The sequence below is a fragment of the Candidatus Melainabacteria bacterium RIFOXYA2_FULL_32_9 genome (assembly GCA_001784615.1).
Taxonomy (GTDB): Bacteria; Cyanobacteriota; Vampirovibrionia; order Gastranaerophilales; family UBA9579; genus UBA9579.
On record MFRQ01000058.1, the window covers coordinates 13,960 to 38,814 of the forward strand.

The following is a 24,855-nucleotide window of genomic DNA, read 5'->3' on the forward strand; positions in this document are numbered from 1 at the left end:
AACTTGCTGAAAATGGTAATAAGGTGTTACTTGTTACCAAGTCAACACTTAGAGAAAGCAATTCTCGCTATGCTCAAGGTGGAATTGCCGGTGTATTGCCTGAAAATGTTCTTGATTCCGTTGATCTTCATGTGCAGGATACTGTTAAGGCAGGAGCGGGATTAACTAATGTTGATGTTGCCAGATATATCTCAAAATATAGTTCAGAAGTAATTAGAGATTTATTTAGTTATGGTGTTCCTTTTGATAAAGATGCTAGCAATGAAATAGCTTTAACTCTGGAGGCAGCACACAGTGTCAGAAGAATTCTGCATGCCGGCGGTGATTCTACAGGTAAAAGCATTGAAGTAACTCTCTCAGATTTAGTGGAAAATAATCCTAATATCACTATTTATCAGAAAACTCAGGCTGTAGATCTGCTTATTAATTCTAATAATGAGTGTAATGGAGTTATAGTTTTTAATACAGAAAATCTTGAATATGAAGCAATAATCTCATCAGCCGTAATTATAGCATCAGGTGGTGCTGGACAGGTTTATAGTACTACTACTAATCCAAAAATAGCTACAGGTGATGGTATTGCACTTGCTTATAGAGCAAATGCAGTCATTCAGGATATGGAATTCGTTCAATTTCACCCAACTGCTCTTACCATAATCGAGAATGATACAAGATTCTTAATTTCTGAATCAGTAAGAGGTGAAGGAGCAAAACTTAAGAATCTGGATGGTGAATTATTTACCTATAAATATGATCAAAGAGGAGATCTTGCGCCGAGAGATATTGTGACAAGAGCAATTTTCTTTGAACTAAACAAGACAAATTCATCCTATGTTTTATTGGATACTTCATTAATTGATGCTAATAAATTACAGCAAAGATTTCCAAATATAATAAGAGTCTGTCAGGAAAATGGAATAAATATTTTAAACGGTAGTATTCCGGTTTCTCCAGCTGCTCACTATATTATGGGTGGTATAAAAATTTCAGTTACCGGAAAAACAACAATGCCTGGCCTTTTTGCAGTAGGTGAAGCAAGCTGTGCTTCATTACATGGCGCTAATAGATTAGCGAGTAATTCATTACTTGAATGCCTTGTTGTTTCAAATGAACTAGCAAAATATCTAAGTGATAACGATATTGGGGTTATATCTGCTTGTGATCAAAGGATTGATTCTTTGATAGAACAGTATGATAAAGAATATTTTTCAGAAAAGCTCGATATTTCTTCTTTAACCAGACAATTAAAAGAAATAATGTGGAAAAAAGCTGGTATTATCAGAAATGAGCAAGGATTAAATGATGCTTTAAGGCAAATATACAGTCTGAAGCAGGAATTTAATAAAGAATATAAATGTAGCAATGTTGAAGAGTACGAATTTAGAAATCTTCTAATAATGGCTGAGTTAATTATAAAATCTGCTCTGGCAAGAAGAGAAAGCAGAGGAGCTCATTACAGGGAAGATTATCCTGATGCCGATTCAAGAGCTTATCATAGTTATGTCAGAAAAGGAGATACAATAGTTCAAAATGACTTATCTTCCACCGAAATTTATAATTAAAAAACTTGTAGAACAGGCCTTACAAGAAGATTTAGGGCATGGAGATATTACCGTTGATTCCATAGTTAAACCTTCACAGAAGTTAAGAGCAGCTGTTAATTCAAGAAGTGAAGGTATTGTTTGCGGAATTGATATTCTAAAAATGGTTTTTGAATTGCTTGATCCTGAAATCAGGGTCGAGGTTTTTCTGAATGATTGTGATAAGGTTGTTCCTGGTCAGAATATAGCTACAATAGGAGGTAGCGCCAGGGCTATTCTTACAGGTGAAAGAACAGCTTTGAATTTTATTCAAAGAATGAGTGCAATTGCAACATTAACTAATAAATTTCAGGAAGGTATCCTTCCATATAAAGCAAAAATAACAGATACCAGAAAAACAACTCCAAACTTCAGGATTTTTGAGAAATATTCTGTAAAAGTAGGTGGAGGTTCTCCTCATAGATTTGGTTTATATGATGCTGTTATGATAAAAGATAATCATATAGAGCTGGCTGGTAGTATAACTCAGGCTGTAAAGCTAACCAGAGAAAATATAGGGCATACTACAAAGATTGAAGTTGAAACAGAAAATATGGATCAGGTCAAAGAAGCTATTGATAATAAGGTAGATATTATCATGCTCGATAATATGACTATTGATCAGATGACAGAAGCTGTTAACTTTATTAATGGAAGAGCTATAACGGAAGCTAGCGGGACTATTTCTTTAGAAACAGTTAATCAAGTTGCTTCAACGGGTGTAAATTATATATCTACAAGTGCAATGACAGCAAGAGCCGGTATTCTTGATATTGGGCTGGACATATAAGAAATAAAGCTTATTTTAATACTTTTATGTTGTGACTATTTGTAAACTTTTAGTTAAAAATTTTTAATTCAGATAGCAATTTTAACTTTTGAGTTTTTTAAGCTATTAGCATTAAAATTCCTTCTATCTATGGAAAATAATAATTATGAATAACAGTTTCAAAGTTAGTAATTTAAATAATTTTGCTGATAGAAAAAATATAAAAACTCCTAAAATCTACTTTCTAGGTAAAGATAATAAGCTATATCCTGAAAACTCTTCAAAAAATATTTTCCGAATTATTAATGGAAATGTTCCTGAAAAAGTTGAAATACCAGGCGTAACAAGAGATTTTAATGTTGGTCTTGATATTTATATGATTGGTGATTTACATTTACTAATTGTCCCTAAGAAAAAGTGTTGCTCCTTATACCAATCAACCAAAATAACTGAAAATCAGGCTCTACAATCCTCGATAAAAGCAATAATTAAAAATTTGCAAAGAGCCTATCCCAATAGAAATATATATTTTGTCGAACATGGTTCTGGCTTTTTAAATAAAAAGAAAACAACATGCGGAACAAGTTTATCCGTAATACAAGCGCACGGACATTTTTTTGTTCCACCTTTTGATAAGCAGCCAAATTTTCAAGAAGTTGAGAAAAAAGTAAACCAGGCATTGAAAGATGTAGGTTGGAAAGACTTATCAAAAAGGTCTGTTAAAAATAAATCTTTAATCCCACCTTGTTATGAAAGAATATTTAATAAAACGTCTAATCGTTTAGGTCAAAAGGTTTCTTATGATTATCCTTATTTACATGTAGGCATGGTGAAGCCTAGCGGAGAAGAGGTTTCTAGAATTTATATAAAAAAAAGCCCAGAGGAACAAACCCCTTCTCAGCTTATGAGAAAAATTATGAGTGATCTATTTTATGGGGAAAAGCCTGAAGTATGGTGGGATTGGAAAAAGGCATTACAAATAAAAGAGTCTGGAATATCTGATTTAAACCTAAGAAGAAGGTTAAATAATATTTCAAAAGCCAGAAATGATTTTAAAAACAGACTAATGTCCACTAGTTCAAAAGAATTTTTTGCATAAGCTTAAACTAAAATAATATTTTATTGCAATAGGGTTCAATGATACAGATAGTGCATTTGGGGCCGATGGGTTTACAGGTGTTTTGTCCGTGAGTAACCAGTAAATCATTTATCTTTAACCAATATTTTACCGGCAGCTTTTCTCTTAAAGCCATTTCTGTTTCATCCGGAGTCTTAGTTTTTACATATCCAAGTCTGTTGCTGATTCTGTGTACGTGAGTATCCACACAAATAGCAGGTTTATCATAGCCTTTTGATACAACTAAATTTGCGGTTTTTCTGCCAACACCTTTTAGTTTTAATAATTCGTCAATATCATCTGGTACCAGTCCATTGTAATTAGCTAATAAATCCTGGCAGATTCCCAGAATTACTTTGGCTTTATTTCTATAAAACCCAACCGGATAAATGGCTTTCTGGATTTCTTCTTCACTTAATTTCAAGAAATCATTAGGAGTTGAGCCAAGACTGAAAAGCCTTAATGTTGCACCGTAAGTAGTTTCATCTTTTGTTCTCAAACTTAAGATGCAAGATATGATAGTTTTAAAAGGATCTCTGTTTTTATCCATATACGAGACAAACTGGCTTTTTTTGTCTTTCTCCGTTTCCAGCAATTCAAGTATTTTATCGATATTTATAAGCATATATTATTATCTTTATTGTTTTTCAATCCTTAAAGTTGTTATTTAAATAATTCTCGCTGTCATTGCGAGCCATAAGACGTGAATAATCAGTAGCAATATTCTTGCGTGGCAATCTCTAAGCATTAAACTTATAAGTAGCAACTGAGTTACTTATATGATACCTTAAATTGTCTTTTTCAGGAAATATAGGATAAGATCTGGCTAAATTTTAAATGAATATTTTTAAGTTTTATAAAATTCTAAATACAAAACCTGCCAAAATTGTTAACATTTGTTAAAACAACTTTTATTACAAGTGTAGAAGATACCATTCTGGAGAAGGTTTTGTTTCAATAATATTCAGTTATACAGCAAATAATTGTAGCTTAAACACCATAAATATGGGTGCAAATGAGCATTAATATCTGATATAATGTTTATATAGAAAGGATAGATAAAGCTCAGTTTACTAAAAGCTTTATAGGTGACAATTATGAGTTGCCTTGTTTATCATTCTAAAAATTATCTCGCAGCTTTCCTTGCTACTACATTATTGTACTCTTTTACTTACTCCGTTGTAGCACAAGATAAAGCTAAAGGGGTAGATATATCCACCTATAAAGTTAAATTAGCTCTCTCAACCCTTCCTAAAAATATTGATAAAGTGAACTCAGTTTCTAAAATTAAATATAATTATTCGCAAGCAAGCTTAAAGATCTCACCTCAGGGAACTCATGGCTTGCTTTTATCTTATTTAAATTCAGAGGGTTTACCTGTAAATAATGCACAAATTGAGTCTGATACTGCTGAAACATCAAATCAAAAGCTGGCATATATTGCTCCTGTAACAAAGGTTCCAACAGTAGATAAAAAACTTTGGGATAAACAAGTTAGAGCAAAATATAAAAATGGCTTGATTCTGACTGTATCTCCCGGAGTAAAACATATTGCTATTCGAAAATACACAAAAGCAGGGCCGATGTTTATAAATGTTGTTGAAGTAAATACGGCATTAAATCCGAATATTAAGATTAAACCGGCGTTAGCAGGGGTTACTTTGCCTCATACCAAAAGAATACAAAATATAGTTAAAGAAAATGATGCAATTGCAGGAGTCAATGCATCATTTTTTAAACCTTCATCAGGAGTTCCGTTAGGAACATTAGTAATCAATGAAGAATTAATAACAGGGCCAATTTATGACCGTGTAACTCTGGGAATAAAAGATAATGAGTTTAGGATGGCTAGAATATCTTTGCAAGGTAGGGTAATTACTTCTAACGGCCAAGATATAAAGATTGATAATGTAAACCAACCAAGAATGTTGGCTGCATATAATATAATATATTCGGATAAATGGGGAAAATTAGCTCCAATTACCCCTCAATACGGTTTACAAGTAGCAATTGAAAATGGAAAGATTATTAACATATCTAAAGACAGATTGGAAATTCCAGCTAACGGTTATGTGATGGTGGGTCCTGAAAAGCAATTAGGAAAATTAAAAATAAGTGATCCTGTAAAAATCATATTCTCCAGTAGTCCCGATTGGACAGATATAAAACAGGCAATAAGTGGTGGCCCATATTTAGTGAGAGATGGTCAGGTTTATGTTGACGTTCAAGATCAAAAATTCGGATCAATCACAGGTCGTAATCCAAGAACAGCGGTTGGATACACTTACGATAACAGATTAATTATGGTCACTATTGATGGACGGCAAAAAGGTTCTGTAGGTGCTACGTTAAATGAGCTTGCAAGGATAATGAGAGAGTTTGGTTGTTATAATGCAATGAACTTAGATGGTGGAAGTTCAACTCAAATGATTGTTAGGGGTAAGATTGTTAATCACCCGTTAAATTCAGGTGGAAATTACGTTAGTAACGGATTGATAGTAAAACTTGAAAACTAAAACACACAACGATGCTCGCTAGATTCTCCAGGATGTATTATATACATCCTTTTTATTTTGTTTTCTAAATAAAATATTGTCTAAAATTAGCTTAAGTATTAACATATTATTAGCTTTAATTCTTTGTTTTGGGTTGTTTAAAGATTTTGGGTTCAAGGTATGGAAAAGAAAAAATTTATTAGTGTTATGTTTAAATGCTGCAATGTGTATAACAGAATATATATCAATAAAGAAGGAACCGCTTATACAGGATGTTGCCCTAAATGTTTGAAAAGGGTAAATGTAAAAGTTGGTCCCGGTGGAGTTGATTGCAGATTTTTTGAAGCAAAATAACTTTTAGTTAAATTGTTGATAATGTTGAAATATTAGCTAATAAAGGTAAAATCGTCATTCCGAGGGATCGAAGATCCCGTGGGAATCTTTTCAATGTGGCTTATTGCTTATAGTTTTTATTTAGAAAGATCGCCACGGTTTCTTTTAGAAACCTCGCGATGACATTGTGGAAGGGTCGATGACTTAAAAAAGTGTCTGTGTTACATCGCTACGATAATACTCTTATCAATCAGATTCGAATCTTTACCAAATCATTTTTTAAAAATAGGGGAATATTTCTTCTATTGTTGTTAATACACATAAGTCCTCAATTCTTTAATTGAGGACTTAATGGTACAGCTTGAAAAAATTTAATGAATAATGGCAAGAAAATTGCTTAAAACTTAACTTGTGGAATTTCTTTTTTAACTTCTTCTACCTGGAAATAATCTCTTGCTTTAATTCCTATCATATTTGCAACTATGCTGGTCGGAATCATTCTGGTTTTTGCATTTAATGTTTTTACTGTTTCATTGTAATCTCTTCTTGCAACAGCAAGACGATTTTCTGTTCCTGCGAGTTCATCTTGAAGAGATAAGAATGATCTATCAGCTTTAAGTTGAGGATAATTCTCAACTACAGCAAGTAATCTTGATAAAGCTCCGGTAAATTGAGCATTTGCTTTAGTTATATCTTGAACACTACCCTTATGCATAGCACCTGATAACTTTGATCTTGATTCTGCCACTGAAGTGAAAATTTCTTTTTCATGACTTGCATAACCTTTAACTGTGTTTACAAGGTTTGGAATAAGGTCACTTCTTCTTTGAAGCTGGTTTTCAACTTGTGCCCAGTTTGAGTTAACTGATTCATCTAAAACTTGCAACTCATTATACGTGCCAAAAAAGCTGCCAACTACAAAGAAAAGCAGTATGATTACTAATAATAGTGCAATTAAACTCTTGTTTTTCATATTTCCTCCTGGAATTTTTCCATTTTATCCACATATTTTAACACTTCTTTTAAAGAATTAATTAATCTTTGTATAACAATTACATAATCGTTTTGAGACAGGCTTTTATTTTTTTCTCTTAGTATAAGAATATCTGTAAATACATCTTTGTCAAAGCTGACTTTTGTAGATAGAAGTTCTATCACTTCTTTATGACACATTGGTACTGATTCATCTAAAATTCTTAAGACGGCTCTAAAAACAGCGATAATGCTTGTTGTGCTTTTTTTAACAAGATTATCAATAGTTTTTCTGTCATTATTACTTCTGAGGTAACCTTGTCTTAGTTTGATCAGAAGGTTTCTGATTTCTGATTCACATTGTAGTCTAATATGCTCCTTTTTTATAATTAGTGAATCTAGGAAATATTCACCATACAGAATTTTATGCCTTTCTTTAATATCGGAATACTCAATTGGGTAGACATCACAAGAATTACACATTTCCTCTTTATCCATAAAAACAGGAATGGGATTTTTAGTTTTTGACCATTTTTTCATGGCAGGGAGAGCTGTTTTTAAGTCTGATGCTGTCATTTTATCAATTACAATTATTAAATTGAGATCTGATACCTTTTCCTTGAATTCTCCAAAAGCGGCTGATCCATACAACATTATTGATACAAGTCTGTCTTCAAAAATATTTTCAAGATCAATAATTAAATTTTTTATTGTTTTATTCATAGTTACCATCCTCCTGAAGCTCCACCGCCGCCGAAGCCGCCTCCGCCGCCAAAACCACCGAACCCGCCACCACTGCTGCTAAATCCTCCACCATAGCCAGGACCTATAAAGAAAAAGCCTTTTCTTGAGCTTATTATCATAAACAGGATAAATAAGATAACAAACAGTGGATTTGGCTCAGAATTTGTTTTAGGTTCTGGGATATTATAATTTCCTGAAATTTCAACTCCATAACCTTTTGCTATGGTGCTAATTACGGCTGCTGTTCCAAGTGTAATACCTTTTTCATAATTTCCTTGTTGAAAGTAGGGAATCATATAGGCATCTCTAATCCTTCCAGCCTGTCCATCAGTTAAATACCCTTCTAATCCATATCCTACTTCTATTCTCATTTTACGGTCATTAGGTGCGACTAGGATAATTAAACCATTATTCTCTCCTTTTTGTCCCACTTTCCATTCTCTGCCTATAGTTAAAGCAGCATCTTCTACAGGATAACCGTTAAGAGATTTTAGGGTAACTATCACCACTTCGGATCCTGTTTTAGATTTTAGTTCTTGAATAATTGAAACCAGTTTTGCTTCATGAAAGTCTGACACAATATTAGCAAAGTCATTTACATAACCAACAGGCTTTGGGATAGATATTTCTGCTTTACTAACTTGTGTGAATACAAAAGATACTAAAACCAGTACACCAATTACTAAGCAAAATTTATTTAAAAGCTTCATCAAATCTCCAGTTATCCAAAAAGTTCGCTTAGAAAAACTCTTATTTAAATTATAGCTTAAATATAAAAACAGATTTTATTAAGATTATGGCTTTAAAATCAAGAATAAAGAGTAGGAGAAGTAAATAAATAAGCTTTATAATAAAAATAGTTAATTAAAAATTTTGGAGTTATAGATTTATGAAAATTTTAGGAATTATTCCTGCAAGAGGTGGATCAAAGGGTGTACCCAGGAAAAATATAAAATTATTAGCAGGAAAACCTCTTATAGCATATACAATTGAAGCAGCTCTCAAGTCCAGATATATTGATAAGGTTATAGTTTCAACAGAAGATGATGAAATAGCCAGAGTAGCTAAGGAATTTGGTGCTGAAACAATAAAAAGACCAGAGGAATTAGCTCAAGACGTAACGAAGACAGCGCCTGTTATTGTGCATACTGTAACTGAATTAGAACATAACGGCTATTCACCTGATATTATTGTTTTATTGCAACCAACCTGCCCTTTAAGAGATGAGAATGTAATTGATGCTGCGCTTGAGAAATTAATTAACTCTAATAAAGATTCAATTTTTACTGGTTTTGTTGTGTCTCAGGCCATGCCTTTTTGGAAACAGAATCCTGATGGATCTCTAACTGCATTATATGATTACCATTTAAGGCCAAGGAGACAGGAAGAACATCTAAGAGGGACTATATACTGTGAAAATGGTGCTCTATATGCTATAACACGTGAAGCATTCATGGAAACCGGTGATTTTCTTGGCAATAATGCTGGTATTTTTGTTGCAGACTCTCAAATAATGCCCCAGATTGATATCGATACTTTAGAAGATTTTGAATCGGCTGAAAAAATAATTCTGGCTTTAAGAAATAAAGCCAGTAAAAATATGGAAGTTTAATAACCTGAATCGATAAATCAGTTGTTTATCTTTTGTATGTTTTAATAAAATTCTCTATGGAACGGTCGTAGGTTTTTTCACCTTCTTTTGTAAAAAAACAGCCTGGGATTTCGCCATTACTTCTGTGATATGCTACACAAGCACAGCAATGGCCTCTTTTTGAGCAGGAATAGGTGCAGGTGCAATTAGCTTCATTTTTACTAATATTGCATTCCATAATTATTCCTCCTTAATCCTGGTATAAATAATTAAGTAAATTAGCGTTTTTATCAATTACTGGTTCGATTAATCCGTCTTTTGATGTAAATACGGTCATAAAACCGGGCCCATGCCCTGCAATAACACAATCACTATGGACTATTACACCTATTGAAACGGCGCCTTCTCTATAGATTCTGCCATATGTATTATCAGCGTCAATAACTGCAACAAAGTCACCAAGTTTTAAATTGGCAAGATTATATTCTTTTTTAACATTTTCATCAAATAGCTGAATATCATAATCACCACGATTAACATTATCTTTTCCTATTCCTGATCCCATGACTTTTGCTGGAACTAAATGAGTTACAGGAATTTGGAGTTTTTGCGTCTTTCCTTTTTTCTCTTTAATTTGAATCTTTTTGAGAAGATCAGGGGAGATGTTGAAAATTTTTATTTCTGGATGATTAATAAATTCAAGCCCTACACCTTGAGCTTTAATCTGGATCTTGTCTCCTATTGCTAACTCATCCAGAATTTCAGGATCAAAGTCTATTAATACGTGTTCACAGCCGCCATGTTTTCCTACAACATAACCTGTTTTACCTTTTGCATCTCCGCTTACTATTTTAGCTGTATTTCCAATACAAGATAATATATTTAATGCTCCATTATTACTTTCATTAGAATTTTTAATAGTGACTCCCGGTTCAACGTGATCTGCCTGCCATCCACAAGCATTATCTCCAATTCTTACGTTATAGGTTATTCCACCGGTTCCGGGAAAAACTTTCAATTCCCCATTAGCTGTAATTCTGTATGGACTGCCCATAGAAGGAGAGCTGATTTCTCCAATTACAGATATTTGTACTAGTTTATCCTCATTAATTTTAATCATTAATACCTCCTATCCAGTTATTAATTATAGCAGAAATTTCAAGCTATCTTAGATTCAGTAGGCAGGTTGAAGCCTCCACAGGCGAAGACGAGTATAGAGGAATATGCTCGATAAAATTATTATGGCAGAGTATAAGTACTTTGATCGAAGTTTAAAAAAAATTTATAAATTTTTGAAGATTTGCTGGGATACTTTATACACAATTTATCAATATATGGCTAGAATGTTGGTGAGGTTAATTTAATGAAAAAGCCTTTGTTTTTCAGGATTAATATTATTTTTTAAAATAATTTGTGGGAAGAGAGAGTTATGGGTCAAGAGGACGAAATAAAGTTAATTAAAATTGCCCCTAAAGAAGCTGAAATTTTAAAAAAAGAAGATTTACATAAATATGGAAGAATCATTAAAGAGTTCTCTTATGAACTCTCTAGCATAAATGCTTCTTTAATCATGGATTCAGAAAAGTTTCTGATAATTTTAATTCAAAAATTGGGCATAAATAAGACAAAAAAAGTGGTAAAAAACCTTACATCAAATGTATATGAGTATTTATTATCTCTTTACGAGAGAGATAATGGAAAAATGCTGATTATTGCATTGAATGAAATAAAAGAATTATCTTATATTAGGATTATAGAACTATTCAATATATTAAATGCTTTAGAAATAAAAGATGTAGAAGGTATAAAAATACTATCTAAAGTTACTACCTTACTTATAGGGCTGGATAGTTTATCAAAAGCAGCTGAACTTCAGGATAATTATGTTAAAGACATTATCTATAATCGTCCGCATTTTAGCTTGCAATCTAAAGTTAACAGTATATTAAACGCTTCAAAGAGTAGTGAAGGAACACATATTATCAAGTATGGCAATTTGTTCCTAAATACTGAGAAAGACGGCAATATAACTTCTGAAGCTAATAAAGGTACTGGAGAATCAAGAGCTTTAGGCTTATTTGCTGATGATATGAGATTTGTTGATCAGTATGAGCTTAAAATATTAAATAAATATGCGCAAGAATTACCACACAAATTAAATTTTTCAGAAAACCACAATTTCTGGTCTCATGATGAGCTTAATTATGGTGATTACGCTATTGCTAAAAGAAGACGAACTATAAATGGTGCCTTTTTTGAGAAATTAGAGTTGGTTAATTCAGGACATGAAAGTTTAAAAGCTAACTTGATTTTATCAAGTTTAATTAAAGATATATTTGAAGTAAGAGGTAAAATTTGCAGGGATAATCCTCCTGTACGTATTGAATGTGACCAGGAAGGGAATGTTATTATTAGCACAACTCTGGAATCCAATACTTACGGAGTTAAGGTTCGCTTGGTAGAGAATGATAGTTTAATTTTTCCTGAATATGTTGATGAAGTTTCAGCTAAATTGATTTATCAAATTGATTTACAGCCAAATCAAGCCAGAAATATTTGTATAATGATTTTGCCTTTATTGAATTCACAAGCCTATGTAGATGGGGAAATTACTCTAGACCCTCCGGCTTCTTATGATGAAGCGATGGCTTTAATTGAGAATGCAAAGAAAACTGAGTTTTCAGCGATTAAGATTGATGGGGATATACCAAATATACAAAAAACTATAGATAAAAGTCTCAAAGATTTAAATATGCTAGTCAATTATATAAATATTGATGGTAAATCATACAGTTATATTAGTGCAGGCTTACCTAGATATGCAGCTTTATTTGGTAGAGACAGTTTGACAACAGCTCTTCAGGTATTTCCTCTAAATAACGATATAGCAAGGGATACTTTAGAATTACTCGCAAAGTTTCAGGGGAAAGATTTTGACGATAGATATATCCAAGAATTAAGCGATATTCAAGCTGCTAATTGGCCAGTGTGTGTTAAAAATGCTGCCATTAAAGGAATAAAAAATTATTATGTGCAAAGAGAGGAATCCCCGGGAAAGATTTTGCACGAATTGAGAGTTGGGGAACTTGCAAATAGTGGAATTATTCCTCATGCTCCTTATTATGGAACAGTTGATGCTACTCCTTTATGGTTGATTCTGTATGGGGAATACTATAAATGGACTCAGGATAAGGATTTTCTCAAAAAACTACTTCCAAATGCAGAAGCAGCACTTAAATGGATAAATTCAAATATATCTGAGGGATATTTGCGTTTTATAGGTTCTATGCATTCAAAGGTTAAAATTCAGAATCAAGGCTGGAAGGATGCTGGAGACAGTATAAGGCACGTACTTAATGTAAAAGGTAATTTATGTGATCCTGATTACCCTATCGCTCTTGCTGAGGTTCAGGGATATGTGTATAGAGCATATATTTTGATGAGTGAAATTTATAACGAGCTTGGTGAGTATGAAAAGGCTGAAAATCTTATGAAGCAGGCAATTGATCTAAAAGCAAGGTTTAATAAAGATTTTTGGCTCAATGATGAACAATTTTTCACTATGGCTCTTGATAGAAGTAATAAGCCTGTGCTAAATGTTGCTTCCAATATTGGGCATTGTTTGTCTATGGGAATAATAGAAGACTATAAAATCAATATGATAGAGGATAAAATGATCTCTAATGATATGTATTCAGGTTGGGGGATAAGGACACTTGGTTGTAAGTGTCATGCTTATGATCCTATAAGCTATCATAACGGTTCTGTTTGGGTGCATGACAGTGCTTTTGTGGCTGCCGGATTGTCAGAAAAATCTATGGCAATGATAGCTAAAGGACTTTTTGAAGCAGCCAATATGTTTGAAGGCAATAGACTTCCTGAATTATTCAGTGGTTTTCAGAGAGAAGACGGTGATACTTTTATAGAAAACTACCCTGAAGCCTGTTCCCCACAAGCCTGGGCAAGTGGGAGTTTAATATGGCTTTTGATAAGGCTAATAGGATTGCAAGTTAAGAATCAGGAAGTAGTTTTAGAGAATTCATACATTCCTGAATGGCTAAAGAGTATCTCAATTAAAGGGATTAAGATAGGTGATAAGATAATAAACATAAAAAAAGTATATAAACAGGTTTAATACCTGCCTTTTATACGTTTAAATAGTTATTATTCAGGATATCTTTCAACTTTAAATCTTTGAATTGCAACAGGTTCGCTTAATGGAATGCCTGCTTTATTTTTGCATATAGACACCTGAGCTTCTACAGTGTCTATACCTTCTAAATCAGGTAAAAGCAGAGCCTGTCTTCCATTTTTTGCAACAACGATAATGCCGTAGGTTTTAGTGTTAAGTTCTTCAAAAGATTTAACAGGCTCTGGCGGATATAGAATATCAACAGAATATTTAAGATTATTTAGTTCATGTCTTTGTATTTCATCAAAACGAGGATCCTCAGTTGCTGCTGCAATTGCATTATGAATAATTTCTTCAACTATGGTCTGTTTTGTCGGGAATATTGTCCCTATACAACCTCTTAAATCCCCATCTTTTGTCTTGATTGAAACAAATGTGCCTGCTTTTTGCACATCTATACCGATTAAACTAGTTTGATGTATAAGTGTTTGTCTTTCTTTAATATATTTTTCTACAGTAAGTCTTGCCAACTCTGCTGGTTTCATAATTTTCTCCCTACTTGTTTCTTTCTAAATTATTTGAGTAAAGGTGGGATATTTTCGTAGGAGTCTTGCAAATACGGAGTAATTTGCACAGCGACGGAGAGAATATTCCACCTGCGAAATGAATGGCTATAACGTAGCTACTAAATATCCGACTCCAAACGGTGCTTCGTATGATAAAACCTCATTACTCTGTGGCTTTTTATCAACTACACCAACACCAACCATTATAGAATTAAAACCACATTCTCCTGCTCTTTCTCTTAATTCGTGATGGATATCCATTATGGCCGAGTAATCACCTTTAGATACATTATCTGCAATAATTTCATCAAAGAAATGAGCTTCAGAGTCATACCCTGCTGGTGCTGACTGGGTAAGTCTGTGGCTTAAATCTGCACTTGCAACGAATGCAATCTTTCTATTTAGTGTATGAGCGGTTCTTCTTATTACCTGACCAAAGTAGGCATGTTTTTCAGGTGCAAAAGATGAGTAGTTGATTACTACTATTTTTCCATTATAACCAGCTTTATTGAGGTAATAAAGAGGAACTGTACTACCATGATCTAAAGATGTTCCTGAAGGCATTTTGTTCAGCCCATTAAAAAATTCTTTAGATTGAATATCAAGATTTTCAATGAATTCTATATCATTTTCAAAAGTGACTTTAGCAGTTGGTGCGCCAAAATTAGCAAAATTTCCAGTAAGAACCTTATCCATATAAACATTAAAAAAATGAGGATTGAAATAAGAATGAGGGGTAACGATAATTACGGTTTCTGGATTGGCTTTTACAATTTTATCTGAAAGCTTTTGAAGAGCAAGAATAGTTTGCTCGACTTTCCCTGTCTCAGATCTTCCTACTTCAGGGATTATTATTGGTGGGTGAGGACAAATAGCTGTTATTAATACATTATCCATAATTAGTAGTGCTCCATAGTTAATTGATAATTATAAGTTAAGTCTGTATGCTTCAATGTCATCAAGCGTTAACTTAAGTTAGGTGATTTTATCACCCATATGTTTACTCCTTTATGATTTTTTCTGAAGCAAGATTTCCGGCAGTTTCACCTAATGCCCAGCAGTTAGGCTGTATTCTTAATGATGCTTCAGCTCTAAAAGTGGCTGATATGGGTCTTCCTGCGACAAGTAAATTAGTGTATTGTTGAGTCATAAGAGATTCAACCGGTATTTCATAATATTCACTTTCAGGGAGAAACTTCAATTCACTTTTCCCTTTTTCAGTAGAGTGAATATCTACCGGGTAATTTGATTTTGCCGCCGGATTATTGAATTTTTTAGCGTTAAAAATATCTTCTTCTGTTAATTTATAAATACCTTCAATTCTTCTTGAATCTCTAATGCCAAGTTGTGGTGCAATCTGACTTATATAAGCTTCTTTAAACCCAATCAGATATATCTTACAAAATTCAGCAATTCTTCTAATTTGTTTTCTGCCCATTTTCTGAGCATAACTTATATCCCACATGTTAAGAGGATTAAGATTTTTTTCTGAGTAAATTCTTGGACAATTAAAGGCTATAGCATTTTTTTGTCCTGGAATGGAAAAAATTTGAAAATATGCTCCATCTTCGGGTTTTAATACGCCATCTTTTACTGCTTGATTAAAATATGGTCTTAATTTCCAGTCTTTATCTTCCCAGGTATGAGCTGTTGTTAGTAATATTTGTCCTTTTTTATCCTGAACCACAGAGGAAATTCCTGAATCAGGGTCGACCTCTTTCAACCAGTCACCCAAAGCCTCAATATCAACATTAGTCATTATAAATCTTAAGCTTAAAGCTTGGTGTCGATGATCGTCTTCTTCTAAAAAAGTATAATGGTAGGTTTTATCGGAATCTCCAAGTTCAAAAGGAACGCCTGCAAGTGCTGCAACATCTGCATCTCCTGTAGTATCTATGAAATACTTTGCTTTAAGTTCACTAAATCCTGATTTATTTAAGCAAATAACAGATATTAGTAAATCATTCTGTGTTTTTACGTTAGTTACTGTAGTATCAAATAAGACTTCTACTCCTGATTCTTCACATAAGTCATCTAAAACACATTTCATCATCTCAGGATCAAACCATCCCGGATTTCCATCTGTGTGAGTCGCAGCATGCCCGGTTTCTCTAAGTCTTTCTAGGACTTCTAAATATATTCCATTTGTAAGATTTTGATCATTGCTGATCATATTCCTCATCATTGGTGTAACAAGAGCTGCCGTAGAAGTTCCACCTAAGAATCCCATTTTTTCTATTAACAGAGTTTTACATTTTTGTCTTGCAGCTGAAATAGCTGCTGCAACCCCGGAAGCTCCGCCTCCAACTACTATTAAATCCCACAAAATATTTTTCCCCTTACACTTGAAATTTCTTTTTCAATATACTAAATCTTGTATATTAATACAACTTTTGTAAAAAGCTTATCTCTATAAGAGCTAAGATTGGAGAATAAAATGGATTTTAGTTTATTAATTCAGACTTTTTTATTGGTATTTGTGGCAGAAATGGGAGATAAAACTCAGCTTGCTACTATAAATCTTGCAGCAAAAGGTTCAACTTTATCTGTTTTTATAGGTGCATCTCTGGCTCTGGTCACTGTTACATTAATAGGAGCTTTGGCGGGTAAGTTTATCGGTCAATATATTCCGACTTTTTATATGAATAAAATAGCAGCTGTTGCCTTTATAACTATTGGCATATTGATGCTTTTAAATAAAATATAAGGTTAGCCACGATAGCTAATATCATATTAATTGATTATTTCATAAGATTTACTCTGAATGTTGATTAACTTTGTTTTTGACTTATTTTATACGTTAAAAGTAGATTTTGAGAAGCGGGAGGAGTGATAGGGCTTATGGAAATCAAAAATATCAAGGTATTTGTTTTAAATCTTACTTTTATCTTAAATTTTCTTGTTTTTCAGTTTATTCCAGTTATTGCAGCTCCTATACCAACTAATGGGGTTTATATAAGCTCTGATAGAATTGCAAATATTGCTGAAATTATGGAGCCATCTGTAGTAAGTATTGAGACTGAGAATGAAGAAGTAGTAGAATTTGATTTTAAAGGGCTTCCTTTTAATGAGGAATTTTTTGAGAAGTTTTTTGGAGTAACGCCTAAGGCTGTTCCAAAGAAGAGAAAAGTCACTGGTGATGCTTCAGGAACCGTTATTTCATCAGATGGATTTATTTTAACTAACTATCACGTTATCGAAGATGCTAAAACAATTAAAGTAACTACAGAAGATGATAAAGAATACACTGCAAAAGTAGTTGGAAAAGATAAATTTAGCGATATTGCTGTTATAAAAATTGATGCAAAAGGATTAAAGCCTGCAAAGTTAGGTAATAGTGTTGCAACTAGACCCGGAGACTGGGTTATTGCAATTGGTAGTCCACTGGGTTTCAGTAATACAGTAACATTAGGAATTATAAGTGCAGTAAGTAGAGAAGTACCTATTTCTAATGTAGATTTTATTCAGACAGATGCTGCGATTAATCCAGGTAACTCTGGAGGACCCCTTGTAAATATTAATGGCGAAGTTGTTGGGATTAATACAGCTATTGTTGGAAGAGCACAGGGAATAGGCTTTGCTATTCCAATAAACGTTGCAAGAGAAATCTCAAGTCAGCTTATAGCAGGAAAAACAATTCCACGTCCATGGGTTGGGTTAGCTATGTCTCCTTTAAATCCAGAATTGGCAAAGAGTTTAGGTGTATCTTTAAATACAAAAGGGATAGTAGTTGGTGAAATCATTCCCAATAGTCCAGCAGATAAAGCAGGTCTTGAACAAGGAGATATAATTCAGAGAGTGAATGGTAAAGTGGTTACCAGTCCAAAAGAGCTTCAAACAATCATTAGAGCAATGCCAATAAATTCAACAATAAATCTTCAAATTTTAAAAGAAGGAAAGATGTTAGGAAAATCTGTAACCATTTCCCAGTGGCCGGAATCAGGTATGGATTTGGAAGAGTAGTTTTATGTTTTGATGAAAATTTTCTGTTACTAGTGGATTGACCGAATAATTTCGATGGGAATATTTTCTCCGTCGCTGTTCAAACTCTTCGAGTTTTCAAGGCTCCTACGAAAACATTCCCATCTCCATAATTTATTGGTCAAAGTAATAGTCCTGACTGGAATAATTTAAGTGGTATTGTTGGAATGATTGATGACATAAGTTCGTGCGTTAGCACCCGACGGAGATAATTTATCTGAAACATTTACCATAATATTTCGATCAGTTTACCAGCTTTACTGCATTATTATTAAAAGTTATACTATTTTTATGTCAAAGATGATTAAAATTTTATCAATAGATGGTGGGGGTATTAAAGGCTTAATTCCTGCTTTAATACTGGCGGAAATAGAGAAAAGAACCCAAAAACCGGTTGCTGATCTTTTTGATCTTGTCGCAGGTGCTTCAACAGGTGGTATTTTAGCTTTAGGACTTGTAACCCCCGATGAAAATAATAATCCTGCGTATAAAGCTGAAGAAATAGCCCGTTTATATGAATTAAAAGGGCAGTTTGCTTTTCCAAAAGCTTTTCGGGCTCTTTCATTTGTTCTTAAGAATCTTCAAAAGTTAGGAATAATAAGTGAAAAATATCCTAAAAAGTTTTTATATAAGGTTTTTGAAGATCTCTATAATTCTAATAAGCTTTCGGATGCTTTAGCTGAAGTTCTTATCCCTGCTTATGATATTGAAAAGCGTAAGGTGTTTTTCTTTAACAGCAAGAAAGCAAAAGAAAATCCAATATATGATTTTCTTATGAAAGATGTAGCTTATGCAGGCTCCGCTGCACCTACTTATTTTGATCCTTTAAAGCTAAATATAGCAGATTCAGATTATCTTGTATTGGTTGATGGTGGAGTTTATGCTAATAATCCTGCTTTATGTGCTTTAGCTGAAGCTAAAAAAATGTATCCTGATGCTAAAGATTTTCTGGTAATTTCACTTGGAACAGGCAATCCAAGTAAAACATGGCTTTATGAAGATGCAAAAAAATGGAAACGGTCGGATTGGACTAGAAAAGTGTTGGACATATCAGGACATGGAGTTGCAGATACTGTAGATTATCAGTTAGGATGTTTGTTACCAGATATAAATGGACAAAAACGCTATTATCGCTTTAATGTAATTCTTAATCCCAATAATGAAGCGATTGACAATGCCAGCCCTCAAAATTTAGGGGCATTAAGGGCACTTGCAGAACAATTTATTTATGAAAATGATGAAACCATCAACAATTTATGTAAAACCTTAACTGAATAGACTTTAAGCGTTTTGTTTTAAATATTCTTCGCTTTTGGCAATGACTTCTTCCATTATTTCTTTTGAAGGACCGCCAATAACATTTCTTCTATTTACACATTCTTCCAGAGATATGGCCTTATAGACATCCTGATCAAAAATAGGTGAGAATGTTTTAAACTCATCTAAAGTTAATTCATCAAGAGCTTTATTGTTTTGAATACAGTAAAGTACTAATTTACCAATTACTTCATGAGCATCTCTAAAAGGCAGACCCTTTTTGACCATATAATCAGCAGCATCTGTTGCATTTGTAAATCCACCCTGAGCAGACTCATACATATTTTCTTTTCTGACTTTCATCGTTTCTATCATTGCAGTGAAGACTGGTAAGCACATTTTCACTGTGTCTATAGCATCAAATGTTGGTTCTTTGTCTTCTTGCATGTCTTTATTATAAGCAAGAGGAAGAGATTTCATTGTTGTTAAAAGCGCGATTAAGCTGCCATATACACGGCCTGATTTTCCACGAACCAATTCAGCCACGTCAGGATTTTTCTTTTGTGGCATGATGCTGCTTCCTGTGCTGTATGCATCATCTAACTCTACAAAAGCGAATTCAAGTGAACTCCAGAGTATTATTTCTTCGCAAAAACGGCTTAAATGCATCATTAATATAGATAAATCACTCATTAATTCAATGCAGAAATCGCGATCTGAAACCCCATCAAGGCTATTATGGGTAATATCGGCAAAACCAAGTTCTTTTGCTACTGCATAACGGTCTAGAGGGTAAGTAGTAGCAGCTAAAGCTCCTGAACCCAGAGGCATGATGTTTGTACGGTTATAAGTTTCCAGTAAACGTTCTCTGTCACGTTTCAACATTTCAAAATATGCCATTAAATGATGAGCAAGTGTGATGGGCTGGGCTTTTTGTAAATGTGTATAACCTGGCATAATAGTTTCTGTGTGCTTTTTAGCAAAAGCTGTCAGTGCAAATTGTAATTTATAGATCATTGACCTGATAGTTTGAATTTCTTCTTTTACGTACATTCTCATATCCAGCGCTACCTGATCATTTCTGCTGCGGCCAGTATGAAGTTTTTTGCCTACATCTCCTATTCGGGAAATAAGAATTGTCTCAACATTCATATGAATATCTTCAGCTGCAATATCAAATTCGACTTTTCCAGCTTCTATGTCAGCTAGAATTTCTTTAAGCGTCTTTTTAATTAATTCAGCATCTTCAACAGGAATAATTCCCTGCTTCCCAAGCATATTTACGTGTGCAATACTGCCTTCTATATCCTGTTTATAAAGCCTCTGATCAAAGAAAATAGAAGAATTGAAATCATCTACCATTACATCAGTAGACTTTTCAAAACGCCCGCCCCACAGTTTCATCCTTTATCTCCTTACAAGTATTTTATTCTCTATGTACATATTAGCAGATGTATTTTCTTTATGTAGAGAGATGTTACTGAAGGAGCCTATGCAGCGATCATTTTTAGCTGCATCAGCGACGAAAGTAATATCTCTCTACTCAGATTCTATCTTTATACTTTCCCGCAAGGCTGATTGGCATTAGCCTGCTGCTGCATTAAAGCTCTGACCTTTAATGGTAGGCCAAACAGGTTAATGAATCCTTCTGCATCTTTATGATTATATAATTCACCTGTTGTAAAACTTGCCAGGCTTTCATTATATAAAGAATATGGAGATGTAGCTCCTGCTGGAATAATATTTCCTTTGTATAATTTCAGTTTAACTGTACCTGTAACTGTTTGCTGAGTTGAATCTACAAAAGCTGACAATGCTTCTCTTAAAGGAGTGAACCATTCTCCACTATAAGTTAATTCAGCAAACTTGATTGCAATCATTTGTTTATAAGCAAATGTCTGCTTATCAAGGCACATATGTTCTAATTCTTCGTGGGCATAGTATAGAATTGCCCCACCGGGAGTCTCATATACGCCTCTTGATTTCATACCAACAACGCGGTTTTCAAGGATATCAACTATACCAATACCATTCTTACCACCAATTTCGTTTAATTGAGCAATTATTTGAGCTGCACTCAGTGTTTCTCCATCAAGTTTAACAGGGATGCCTTGATTAAACTCTATTTCAACATAAGTTGGTGTGTCAGGAGCTTGTTCTGGTGTAATTGATAGTTGAAGAAGCCTGTTATAATTTGGCTCCATGCCTGGGTCTTCTAATTCGAGCCCTTCATGGCTAAGATGCCATAAGTTTCTATCTCTACTATAGCTTTCACCTTTTTTTACCGGAGCAGGAATTCCTCTTTGTTCAAGATAAGCAACCGCATCTTCACGGGATTTTATGTCCCAAATTCTCCATGGAGCAATAATTTCAAGATGTGGAGCCAGTGCCTTTATTGTAAGCTCAAATCTAACCTGATCATTTCCTTTGCCTGTAGCTCCGTGACAAATTGCTACAGCACCTTCTTGTAAGGCTATATCAACAAGACATTTAGCAATTAAAGGTCTTGCCATTGATGTACCTAATAAATACTTATTTTCATAAATGGCACCAGCTTTTAAATTAGGCCAGACATAGTCCGTTACAAATTCTTCCGCAACATCTTTAATATAATACTTGCATGCCCCTGTTGAGAGGGCTTTCTCTTCCAGTCCTTCTGTTTCACTGCCTTGACCTAAGTCAATGCAAACAGCTATTACGTCGTAATCGTAGTTTTCTTGTAGCCATGGGATAATAACAGTTGTATCTAATCCGCCTGAATACGCTAAAACAACCTTCTTTTTCATATTATATTCTCCTACAATGTTATTTTATTAAATAGGTACAGTAATAAACAGGTATTTTCTCGTAGGAACCTTGAGGCCATGTCAATTTTAAGGCCGAACAGTGACGTAGAGAAAGTACCTGTTTTAAGAGATTTATAACCGAATAATTCATTAATTAAGCTTCCTCGTAGGTGCTTAGATTATCGAGCATAGTCCAGACTCCGCAAGGACAAACTCCAGCACAAATACCACATCCTATGCATTTCTCAGGGTCACTATAGTATTCAAAAGATTTATCAGGATACTCTCTTCTTGTTATTGCTTGCTCAGGACATACATCCTGACAGAATTTACAGTCTCTACAGAATCCACAACTCATACAACGATTTGCTTCTTCTTCAGTATCCATTTTAGACACACTTTGTGGATGTATCGGTTGATAAAATTCTGTTTTCACCCTATCTTTTGGTATCATAGGGGCTTTTTCAAAGTTATCTAAAGGAAGCACTGACAACATTCTATCAATATTTAAAGCAACTTTCCTGCCATCTGCGATTGCATTTGTGAAAAGTCCAAGTTTTACAGCATCACCCGGTATGAAGACTTTTTCATTTGCTTCAGATTGCATAAATTCATTTATTCTGGCTCTGCCTGTTTCATCCATATATTCAGTGCTTAAGAATGCTAAATCAGGTCTGTCACCAACTGAGATTATCACAGTGTCAGCTTCTAAAAGTGTACCATCTTTGAGATGAACACCTTTTTCACTTACTTTATCTGTAAAACATGGCCAAAGGATTTTAGCGCCAAGCTTTTCAACGTGTTCAATTTCTTGTTGGAAAGCCGCTGGTTTCTGAATATCTATAGAGGTAACCTCTTTAGCCCCCAATTGATAGGCACCGATTACCACATCCATAGCAGCATTACCTGCACCTATTACAACAACTTTATTACCAACTTTAGGTTTCTCACCATTGTTAATGGCTTTTAAGAAATCCAGTCCTTTAATAAGTCTTTCGTGTCCTTCAAAAGGTATTACGACTGGTTTGTGTGCGCCAACAGCTACAACCACTGCATCATAATTTTTCTCAAGTTCACCAAATAAAACCTGGTCCATTTTAGAGTTGGTTTTTATTTTCACTCCAATGTTTTTTATTCTTTCAAGTTCGGTATTAAGAATTTCACGGTTTAGTCTTTCTTCAGGAATTACCTGTCTTAATTTACCGCCAATTACTTTATCTTCTTCGAATAATTCAACTTGATAGCCTAATCTTCTTAAGTGCCAAGCTGCACCAATACCTGCTGCACCAGAACCTATAACAGCAACTTTCTTATCCTGTTCTTTTTTAGGAGCTTCAATTTTTATGTCTTTACTTAACAGACCTAATTCAGCTGTTTTAACAGGGACATCTATATATTTTCTATTACATTCATCTATACATAAATTAGGACAAACCTGTCCACATACTGAGGCAGGAAATGGGCTATAATCTAGTACTAATCTTAGTGCTTCAGCAATATTACCATCTCTTAAAAGAGCAATTCTCTTTTGCGTAGGAATACCTATTGGGCAATTATATTCACATGGAGCTGAATAATTGGAATTTCTCCATTCAGGATATCTGATTCTAAGCCTGTTAGTTTCAACTAATTCAGCAACATAGTAATCTTCTTCAATAATATCTCCAAAGATCCCGCCTTCTACCCACTTCGTTTGTCTAAACTGCTTTGTTGGCATTAAAGAGCGAATATTACGTTCTTCATAAGTTTTAGCTACGATTTTTTTCCATTGTGAAAATTCTAATAATTCAGGAAGAATTTCTGGCTTTTCAACTTTTCCAAGGAATTCAGGAAGACCTTTTGATAAAAATTCTATATCGCCATCATTCAGGTCCATTAACCATACATCATCGGATAAATCTTGCACTTTTCCTCTTACATAAACTGTGCCACCAACCATTCCAACACAGCTTCTATGTCCAAGAACTGAATCTAAAGTCTCACACCCGTAACCGCAAACAACAGCAACACCGCCGCCCATAAACTCAAAACTAAATGATCCGGCATTTTTCAAGACCCAGAACTCAGGAGCCGGAAACTTAGGATCGTGCTTCATTAATGCGCCTGATCTGGTTCCAACTCTTCCACCAACATAAATTTTGCCGTTAGCAGCACAATGAGCCGTAGTATCACCACCATCACCTTTTAAAATAATTTCAGCTCCTGCATTCAACCAACCGACATCAGCAGGGGCAGAACCTTCAATAATTATTTGAGTTCCTAACATTCCCATTGAACCAACTCTTTGGCCGGGATTTTTAACCTTAAATATTAAAGGCTTATTGTCATTTCTCCAGAGAGGGCCGCCAATATCGTGTTGGCCTGAACCAAGGATCTCAAATTCCGTATAGCCTTCTTCTAATTTTTTATATATTTCTTGAAGTAATTGTTGAGTTGATAATCTGATCCCACCAACAATTCCTTCTATTTTAACCTTTTTTGTATTTTCAGTTTCTTGATTATTTATTTTTGTAGTTTCAGGCATTTAAACCT

General features: G+C 34.0%; 19 protein-coding genes and 1 pseudogene. 9 read left to right on the forward strand and 11 right to left on the reverse strand.

Annotated features, from left to right (window positions below; translation table 11 throughout):
• The 3 genes from A2255_01330 to A2255_01340 form a co-directional block, all read left to right on the forward strand.
• Positions 1-1,562, forward strand: a 1,562-nt coding sequence (locus tag A2255_01330) for an L-aspartate oxidase (protein OGI21614.1), incomplete at its 5' end; no start/stop codon positions are given.
• Positions 1,531-2,370: a nicotinate-nucleotide diphosphorylase (carboxylating) gene (locus A2255_01335; GenBank protein ID OGI21615.1), complete on the forward strand. Its 840-nt coding sequence runs from the start codon at positions 1,531-1,533 to the stop codon at positions 2,368-2,370. The genes A2255_01330 and A2255_01335, both read left to right, overlap by 32 nt.
• Before the next feature lie 145 nt (positions 2,371-2,515).
• Positions 2,516-3,448, forward strand: coding sequence for a hypothetical protein (locus A2255_01340; GenBank protein OGI21616.1), 933 nt, complete (start codon positions 2,516-2,518; stop codon positions 3,446-3,448).
• Between the two features lie 7 nt (positions 3,449-3,455).
• Here A2255_01340 and A2255_01345 read toward each other — a convergent pair whose 3' ends face one another.
• Positions 3,456-4,091: an endonuclease III gene (locus tag A2255_01345; protein ID OGI21617.1), complete on the reverse strand. Its 636-nt coding sequence runs from the start codon at positions 4,089-4,091 to the stop codon at positions 3,456-3,458.
• A gap of 472 nt (positions 4,092-4,563) precedes the next feature.
• On the opposite strand from A2255_01345, the gene A2255_01350 reads away from it, so the two are divergent.
• Complete coding sequence (locus A2255_01350) at positions 4,564-5,982, forward strand: hypothetical protein (protein OGI21618.1); 1,419 nt, start codon at positions 4,564-4,566, stop codon at positions 5,980-5,982.
• Positions 5,983-6,691: 709 nt separating this feature from the next.
• On the opposite strand, the gene A2255_01355 is transcribed toward A2255_01350, so the two are convergent.
• The 3 genes from A2255_01355 to A2255_01365 are packed head-to-tail and all read right to left on the reverse strand — an operon-like array spanning position 6,692 to position 8,720.
• The gene (locus A2255_01355; GenBank protein ID OGI21619.1) at positions 6,692-7,267 is read right to left on the reverse strand and encodes a LemA family protein; all 576 of its coding nucleotides are present in this window, start codon (positions 7,265-7,267) and stop codon (positions 6,692-6,694) included.
• The gene (locus tag A2255_01360; protein ID OGI21620.1) at positions 7,264-7,989 is read right to left on the reverse strand and encodes a hypothetical protein; all 726 of its coding nucleotides are present in this window, start codon (positions 7,987-7,989) and stop codon (positions 7,264-7,266) included. The genes A2255_01355 and A2255_01360 overlap by 4 nt, the downstream gene beginning before the upstream one ends.
• A gap of 2 nt (positions 7,990-7,991) precedes the next feature.
• On the reverse strand, positions 7,992-8,720 hold the full coding sequence (locus tag A2255_01365; GenBank protein ID OGI21621.1) for a hypothetical protein: 729 nt from the start codon (positions 8,718-8,720) through the stop codon (positions 7,992-7,994).
• A 179-nt stretch (positions 8,721-8,899) separates the two neighbouring features.
• On the opposite strand from A2255_01365, the gene A2255_01370 reads away from it, so the two are divergent.
• A complete protein-coding gene (locus A2255_01370) occupies positions 8,900-9,622 on the forward strand; it encodes a hypothetical protein (GenBank protein OGI21622.1) in 723 nt (240 codons plus the stop codon).
• 25 nt (positions 9,623-9,647) lie between these two features.
• On the opposite strand, the gene A2255_01375 is transcribed toward A2255_01370, so the two are convergent.
• On the reverse strand, positions 9,648-9,839 hold the full coding sequence (locus A2255_01375; GenBank protein ID OGI21623.1) for a hypothetical protein: 192 nt from the start codon (positions 9,837-9,839) through the stop codon (positions 9,648-9,650).
• A 12-nt stretch (positions 9,840-9,851) separates the two neighbouring features.
• Positions 9,852-10,721, reverse strand: coding sequence for a DUF4438 domain-containing protein (locus A2255_01380; protein OGI21624.1), 870 nt, complete (start codon positions 10,719-10,721; stop codon positions 9,852-9,854).
• A 309-nt stretch (positions 10,722-11,030) separates the two neighbouring features.
• Here A2255_01380 and A2255_01385 point away from each other — a divergent pair, with 309 nt between their 5' ends.
• The gene (locus A2255_01385; GenBank protein ID OGI21625.1) at positions 11,031-13,736 is read left to right on the forward strand and encodes a hypothetical protein; all 2,706 of its coding nucleotides are present in this window, start codon (positions 11,031-11,033) and stop codon (positions 13,734-13,736) included.
• 29 nt (positions 13,737-13,765) lie between these two features.
• On the opposite strand, the pseudogene A2255_01390 reads toward A2255_01385, so the two are convergent.
• Positions 13,766-15,196, reverse strand: a pseudogene (locus A2255_01390) (hypothetical protein).
• A gap of 103 nt (positions 15,197-15,299) precedes the next feature.
• A complete protein-coding gene (locus tag A2255_01395; protein OGI21626.1) occupies positions 15,300-16,625 on the reverse strand; it encodes a hypothetical protein in 1,326 nt (441 codons plus the stop codon).
• A gap of 111 nt (positions 16,626-16,736) precedes the next feature.
• Between A2255_01395 and A2255_01400 the strand changes: the two genes are divergently transcribed.
• The 3 genes from A2255_01400 to A2255_01410 all read left to right on the forward strand — a co-directional run bounded on the left by A2255_01400 (position 16,737) and on the right by A2255_01410 (position 19,558).
• Positions 16,737-17,006 carry a hypothetical protein gene (locus tag A2255_01400; GenBank protein OGI21627.1) on the forward strand — a complete coding sequence of 90 codons (270 nt, stop codon included), beginning with the start codon at positions 16,737-16,739 and terminating at the stop codon, positions 17,004-17,006.
• A 134-nt stretch (positions 17,007-17,140) separates the two neighbouring features.
• The gene (locus A2255_01405; protein OGI21628.1) at positions 17,141-18,262 is read left to right on the forward strand and encodes a hypothetical protein; all 1,122 of its coding nucleotides are present in this window, start codon (positions 17,141-17,143) and stop codon (positions 18,260-18,262) included.
• Between the two features lie 318 nt (positions 18,263-18,580).
• Complete coding sequence (locus A2255_01410) at positions 18,581-19,558, forward strand: patatin (protein ID OGI21646.1); 978 nt, start codon at positions 18,581-18,583, stop codon at positions 19,556-19,558.
• 3 nt (positions 19,559-19,561) lie between these two features.
• On the opposite strand, the gene A2255_01415 is transcribed toward A2255_01410, so the two are convergent.
• The 3 genes from A2255_01415 to A2255_01425 form a co-directional block, all read right to left on the reverse strand.
• Positions 19,562-20,941, reverse strand: coding sequence for an argininosuccinate lyase (locus tag A2255_01415; protein ID OGI21629.1), 1,380 nt, complete (start codon positions 20,939-20,941; stop codon positions 19,562-19,564).
• 152 nt (positions 20,942-21,093) lie between these two features.
• Complete coding sequence (locus tag A2255_01420) at positions 21,094-22,323, reverse strand: argininosuccinate synthase (protein ID OGI21630.1); 1,230 nt, start codon at positions 22,321-22,323, stop codon at positions 21,094-21,096.
• A gap of 154 nt (positions 22,324-22,477) precedes the next feature.
• Positions 22,478-24,847 (reverse strand): 4Fe-4S ferredoxin, encoded by a 2,370-nt coding sequence (locus tag A2255_01425; GenBank protein ID OGI21631.1) that lies wholly within the window; start codon positions 24,845-24,847, stop codon positions 22,478-22,480.
• Positions 24,848-24,855 lie beyond the last annotated feature (8 nt).